The 6,594-nt window shown below is 56.2% G+C and carries 4 protein-coding genes; all 4 read left to right on the top strand.

Annotation, left to right across the window (positions count from 1 at the left end; genetic code table 11):
• Positions 1-249: hypothetical protein (locus ACEYDX_RS07965; protein WP_373741486.1), on the top strand; the 249-nt coding region annotated here is incomplete at its 5' end.
• Between the two features lie 80 nt (positions 250-329).
• Positions 330-1,526, top strand: a complete 1,197-nt coding sequence (gene coaBC / locus ACEYDX_RS07960) for a bifunctional phosphopantothenoylcysteine decarboxylase/phosphopantothenate--cysteine ligase CoaBC (RefSeq protein ID WP_373741485.1) — start codon at positions 330-332, stop codon at positions 1,524-1,526.
• Between the two features lie 455 nt (positions 1,527-1,981).
• Positions 1,982-4,429: a poly-beta-1,6 N-acetyl-D-glucosamine export porin PgaA gene (gene pgaA / locus ACEYDX_RS07955; RefSeq protein WP_373741484.1), complete on the top strand. Its 2,448-nt coding sequence runs from the start codon at positions 1,982-1,984 to the stop codon at positions 4,427-4,429.
• A 132-nt stretch (positions 4,430-4,561) separates the two neighbouring features.
• Positions 4,562-6,421 (top strand): poly-beta-1,6-N-acetyl-D-glucosamine N-deacetylase PgaB, encoded by a 1,860-nt coding sequence (pgaB, locus tag ACEYDX_RS07950; protein WP_373741483.1) that lies wholly within the window; start codon positions 4,562-4,564, stop codon positions 6,419-6,421.
• Positions 6,422-6,594 lie beyond the last annotated feature (173 nt).

Genomic DNA, 6,594 nt, shown 5'->3' with positions numbered 1-6,594 from the left:
TGTTCTCGTCGCAGTGTGGGGCATACGCACCCACACTTATCGGTAATCTGTGTTGTTAAAGAGCGTCCGCCTCCGGTTCAACCGTGCAGCGAAGAAGGCGAACTATACACAACACCTCACTTAACAGTCAACTCCCGACAGACAAAAATCACCGCACAAAATCCCAATCCCTTGCCTAACAACAGAATTTTTTTTGAAAAACCAATACCGCAAATCGAAAATGGGGTGGAAAAGCTAAGCCATCAATAATAAAGCGATGCTTTGGCAACTTTCTTGCGGACATGTTATAAATCAATCCGTTTTTCTTCTATACAAAATTACTAACCCACATGACCAAACACATCCTGCTCGGCATCAGCGGCGGTATCGCCGCTTATAAATCCTGCGAACTCGTACGCCTGCTGAAAAAACAAGGGCACAGCGTAACGGTTGCCATGAGCCGCGCCGCTGCCGAATTCGTATCGCCGCTTACCTTTCAGGCACTCAGCGGCAATCCCGTGCTGACCGAAACACACAACGTTTTTTCAGACGGCAACGGCATGGCGCACATCAACCTGACCCGCCAGGCCGATGTTTTTCTGATTGCGCCGGCCAGCGCAAACACCATCGCAAAAATCGCCAACGGCATTGCCGACAATCTGCTGACCAACCTTGCCGCCGCACGCAAATGCCCGATGGCCGTAGCCCCCGCGATGAATGTGGAAATGTGGTTCAACCCCGCCAATCAGCGCAACATCGCACAGCTCGTTTCAGACGGCATCAGCGTATTCCAACCCGCTTCCGGCGAACAGGCCTGCGGTGAAATAGGTGTCGGACGAATGCTTGAAGCACATGAACTGGCCGACCTGCTGCCCGATTTATGGACACCCAAACTGCTGCAAGGCAAAAAAGTGCTGCTGACCGCAGGTGCGACTTTCGAAGCCATCGACCCCGTACGCGGCATCACCAATATTTCCAGCGGACAAATGGGCATTGCCCTTGCCCGCGCCTGCCGTGCCACAGGAGCGGAAGTTTCATTGATTTACGGCCAAATTCAGACGGCCTTGCCCGCAGGATTGGCCTACACCGAACAGGCGGTCAGCGCGGAAGCCATGCATCAGGCAGTACACAAACTGATTGATTTACAGGATATTTTCATCTCCGTTGCCGCCGTTGCCGACTATAAAGTCAAAAACAGCAGCAAACAAAAACTGAAAAAAGACGGCTCGGGACGACCGCCCGTTATCGAATTAACCGAAAACCCCGACATTCTCGCTTCGGTTGCCAAACTGCCCAACCCGCCGTTTTGCGTGGGTTTTGCGGCGGAAAGCGAAAACGTCATCGAATACGCCCGTGCCAAACGACTGAAAAAAGGCATTCCGATGATTGTGGCCAACGACGTTTCGGTGGCAATGGGCAAAACAGTCAACAAAATTACCTTTATCGATGACCAAGGGGAAACCGTTTTGCCGGAAACATCCAAACGACAGGCCGCGGAAGCGGTGGTTGCCAGGCTGGCCGGTTTGTTGCCCTCCCATCAACATTGAACAAAACCGTCCAGCTTAATATCATAAGGTTGCGCTCCATCCTCAACTGTCCATCCCAATTTCTATTTTGGTTACAAAACCAACGCAAACATTTCCAAATCTATTGTTCACAACAATGCAGCCCCTCTCAGGCCGTCTGAAAAATATTTTTCAGACGGCCTTCTGTCTGACCCGCATACAGACAAACCAAACTCAAACGATTCCCCGCTTAAATATACCCACCAACCAGCTTTACCTCTTAAAATCCCAATGCCAGCCTTAATCCCTCTTTTGAAAAATTAAAATCAATTACTATAACAATGTTTCCTATTTTTCCGTTTATAACAATTTCAAGCCGACCGTCAATTTGTGTATTTTTTTACAAAATGAATGATTTACCATTTAACAAAGAGAAATATTAACCAACAGTTCGAATAACGTTTCCTAAAAGACAACCAAAAGGCTGCCTTGTGCCGATGCAGTCTTTTTTATTTTCTGTTTCCAACCTGCCGACTGCCATGACTACATTCCGCCGTTTTCCCCTTGCCGCCGCCGTGCTTTGCCTGTTTGTTCCAGCCGTTGTTTCCGCCCAAGATCTCCGTGCCGAGCGGGAACGCTGGGTGGTTCATTCGCGCAGCAGTGATGCGGCGATGGCCGAAGCGGTAGAAGGTTTGCGCGCGTTGTATGCAAAAAGCAAAGATGCGGCGGTGCGGGCGGATTTGACGGCACTGCTTATCCGCAGCGGGCGCGGGGCGGAAGCATTGGCTGTGTGTACGGGTTGTGCGCCGGAAGCCCTGTCTGCCGATGAGTTGGAAAACTTGGGCAAGGCAGCGCGGGATGCGAAGCAGTTTCCGAAAGCGGCCGCTCTGTACCGGACGCTGCAAACCCGTTTCCCCGATAAAAAAATCGGCTGGCTCGGCAGCGCGCTGGTGGCTGTCGATATGGAACGCTACCCCGATGCGGCCAAATCGATTGAAGACTACACACGGCGTTTCGGCAAAGACAAAGAAATTCAGACGGCCTCCGATTATCTGGCTCAGCGCACAATGAGTCCCACCGAACGTTTCGCCGTTTTACAGGACAAAAAATCCGCCGCCCCCGACCGTGACAATGTGATTGCGGCCTACCGCGCGGCGGGCGAAATCCGTGCCTACCCCGTGCAGGCGCGGATTATGGAAGAACACGCACCGTTCTTTACCGAAACCGACCGCCTGTGGCTGAAGAAAAGCGAAGCGTCCGAACGCCTGCGCAGTGCGATGAAAACCTACGACTACCGACAGCTTGCCGCAGCCTACCGTGATTTGGGCGACGTGATGGCAGCAAGCGAAAAAGGCAGCGAGCTGTACGTTGCCGCCTGGCGCGACCGCATCGGTGCGGCAACGGCGTTGGGCAGACACAAAGAAGCGGTGCGCGACTACCGCGAACTGGTGCAATCGGGACAACAGCCTGATTATGTGCGCGAATATTATGCTGCGGCGCTGCTTCAGGAAGGCAGCCCGAACGAAGCGCGGCGCATACTGGGCGGCATAGCGGAACACCAATTGCAGAACGACAAACGTATTGACGATGAAACCAACGAAAAACTCATCAAGTCCGATGCCGACCTGATGTATCTGTCCGCCGCCAAAAAACACCTGAACAACTGGAACGGCAAGCGCTACATCCCCGACTTCGCCCACCGTACCGAAGTGGAAAACCCCTATTACAGCACGCGCCGTTTTTGGGAAATCCGTTTGGAAGCCTGGGCGGGCAACAACGCCAAAGCCGAGCGCATGATGAAGGAATGGCTGGCCGAACGCCCCGCCGACCCGTGGGCGCTGGCCTTGAAAGGCGAATTGGCCAAATGGAACAACCGCCCCGAAGATGCGGTTGACGCGTTCGCCCGCGCCAAAGAATTCATGGCTTACGACAGCCACGTCTGGCTCGACAACAAATTACTCGATGCGCAAATCACCGCCGGCAACTGGCGCGCAGTCAAACAGGGTACAGCGGCAAAACACCGCGACAACCCCGCCGATGCGGAGTTTTGGAAAGCCTACGACGAAGCACGCGCGCCCGAACTCGACATCCGCGCCGGCATGATGAAGGCCACCCAACCCGAAGACGGCACGGAATGGTCGCAGCAGATGCGCCTGTACAGCGGCCGCACTTCAGACGGCCACCGCGCCTACATCGCCGAACAAAGTGCCTACGTTCCCAACCAAGGCGAACCGCTGCGCCACGGCCGCGTGGGACTCGGCACGGAAATCAGCCTGTACCCCGCCACCATCAACCTTGAAGCGGGACGCGGTTTCCAACTCAACGACAAAGCCTACGCCCAAGCGGGCATCGACTACCGTCTCAACGGCCGTCTGAAACTCAATGCCGCCGCCGCGTTCAACAGCGCGAACACGCCCGCCAAAGCGCTCAACCAAAACGTGTATGCCGACGAATACACTATCGGCGCGCAATACACCCACTCCGCCAACACCAGCGCGGGCATCGGCGCAGGCCTGATGCGTTTCGACGACGGCAACACCCGCCGCAGCTACCACGGCCATTTCATGCAGAACCTGTTCCAATACAACCGCTGGAAACTCGACGGCGCATTGTGGGCCGACTACACCCGCAACAGACATATTCCCGCCGCCCACTACTACAACCCGAAAAACAGCAAAACCCTCAGCGGCACGCTTACGCTTTCCCATACCCGCCCGTTCGACAACCATTCCAAACTCACGCAGGAACTCACGGGCGGCGCAGGCCGCTATTGGCAGCACGGCTTGGCCGCGGAAAACACCTGGCTGCTGAAATACGGCCACAAATGGCAGTTCGGCCACCGCCTCTGGCTCGACTACGAAGCCGGCCGCCGCCAAGCGATGTACGACGGCCGCCCCGAATTTGAAAACTTCGGCAACTTAGGCTTAAAAGTGAAATTCAAATGATTTCAGACGGCCTGAAAAACACCTAGGCCGTCTGAAAAATCCACCGCACCCTACCGGCACAAAAGGGCGGTATCCTTTCCGCACCATGCAGACGGCGTTCCGCCCATTGACGCACGGATACCGTCTGCCGACATGAAATCCGTAACTTTCGTTTGCACCGCACACCCCGTTTTCAGACGGCCCGTTGCGGACAGGCCGTCTGAAACCCGATTTATCCGACAGCGAAACACCATGAAAAAAGCATCCCGACTCCTTTTTCCCCTGATCGCCGCATTCGGTCTGAACACCGCTCTGGCCAATGCCGATGTACGCTACGGCGTGCTGTGCTACCACGACGTCATCGATCTGAAAGCCCCGCCCAAAAAGCTGCTGGCTGGCGGCGCAGGCAAAGCGGCGGACACGCCCGCAACGAAATATTATTCGCAAACGCTGTCCACCGAACGTCTGATTGCCCATTTCAACTGGCTGCGCGACAACGGCTACACGCCCGTCAGCTGGCAGCAGATCGAAGACGCGCGCAAAGGGCGCGGCAAACTGCCCGCCAAGCCTGTTCTGCTCACGTTCGACGACGGCTACAAGAGCTTCTACACCACCATCTACCCGCTGCTGAAAGCCTACAAATACCCCGCCGTCTATGCCGTGGTAACGGGCTGGATGGAGAAAAAGCCGCATGAAAAAATCGCCTACGGCAAAGACGAACACCTGCCCCGTTCCGAATTCATCACCTGGGCGCAGTTGCGCGAAATGCAGGCCGGCGGCCTGATTGAAGTGGCTTCGCACACCCACGACATGCACCGCGGCCAACAGGGCAACCCGGGCGGTTCGCAGTTTGCCGCCGTGTTTCCCGGCAACTATCAAAACGGCAAATACGAAACGCCCGAACAATACAGAAACCGCGTCCGCCAAGACCTGAAAACCTCGTCCGACCTGATTGCCAAACACACCGGCCGCCGTCCCCGCCTGATGGTGTGGCCCTACGGGCAATTCAACCTGACCGCCGTCGCCATCGCCCGCGAACTGGGCTTTGCCGACGACCTGACCCTGTTCGACAACCGCACCAACACGCTCGGCGACCGCAGCGTGGGCCGTGCGCTGATTGATCAGGAAACGCCGTTTTCGCTGTTGAAATCGTATTTGGAAGGAACGAGTTTCGAAGTGCCGCACCGCCGCAGCGTGTATGTCAAGCTCGACGATATGTACCATCCCGACCCGCAGCAGCAGGCCAAAAACTACGACCGGCTGGTTGACCGCATCTACCGGCTCGGTGCCACTTCCGTCTATCTGCAGGCCGTCAGCGACAGCGACGGCAACGGCAAAGCCGACACCGCCTATTTCCCCAACCGCCATCTGAAAACGAAAGCCGACATCTTCAGCCAGGTTGCATGGCAGCTCATTACCCGCGCCAACGTCAACACCTACGCATGGATGCCTGTGGACGGCTTCGACTTCAAAGGCGTTTCAGACGGCCGCAAAGCCGCCGCCGAACTGTATGAAGATTTGGCGTTCAACAGCCGCTTCAAAGGCCTGGCGTTCGGCTACGGCGCAAACGACGGCGCAAACACCGACACCGCCCCGCTCACACAGGCGGCAATGCGGTACAGCTACAACGGCCAAAACGAAATGAAGACCGTGCGCGCGCTCTATCCCATGCCGTCTGAAAACCCTGCGGCCTTCGCGCAGAAACTGCCCGCCTACACGCAGCGTTACGACTACACCGCCGTGATGATTCAGCCCTATCTGCAGGATACAGGCCTGCGCAAACTGCTCGACACCCTCCAACAGAGCGGCGCGGCGCAGGCGAAAACCCAAATCATGTTCGGCAATCCCCTGCAAAACAGCCGTTTCGACGGCAGGCAGCTTGCCCAACAGATGCGCCAAACCCGCAAAGCGGGCTACATCCACTTCGGCTACGGTGCCGACGGTTTCCTGAACGACAATCCCGAGCTGAAAACCGTCAAACCCGACTTCGCCGCCCGCACCGGAATGTTCTGATCCAGTCGTCCGCTACCGTTTGCCGGTATTTTTTCAGACGGCTCCGGAGTACGGTCAGGCCGTCTGAAAAACCGACGCCGGCAACTGACCGGAACACAAGCGATAACAACAACGGCCGCACGCCCGAACGCGGCTGCTACGGCAATACGCGGAAACGTCGGCAACAGACGAAA

The sequence above is a fragment of the Neisseria sp. genome, assembly GCF_041804105.1.
Lineage (GTDB): Bacteria > Pseudomonadota > Gammaproteobacteria > Burkholderiales > Neisseriaceae > Neisseria.
This window is presented reverse-complemented; position numbering and strand designations above follow the sequence as displayed.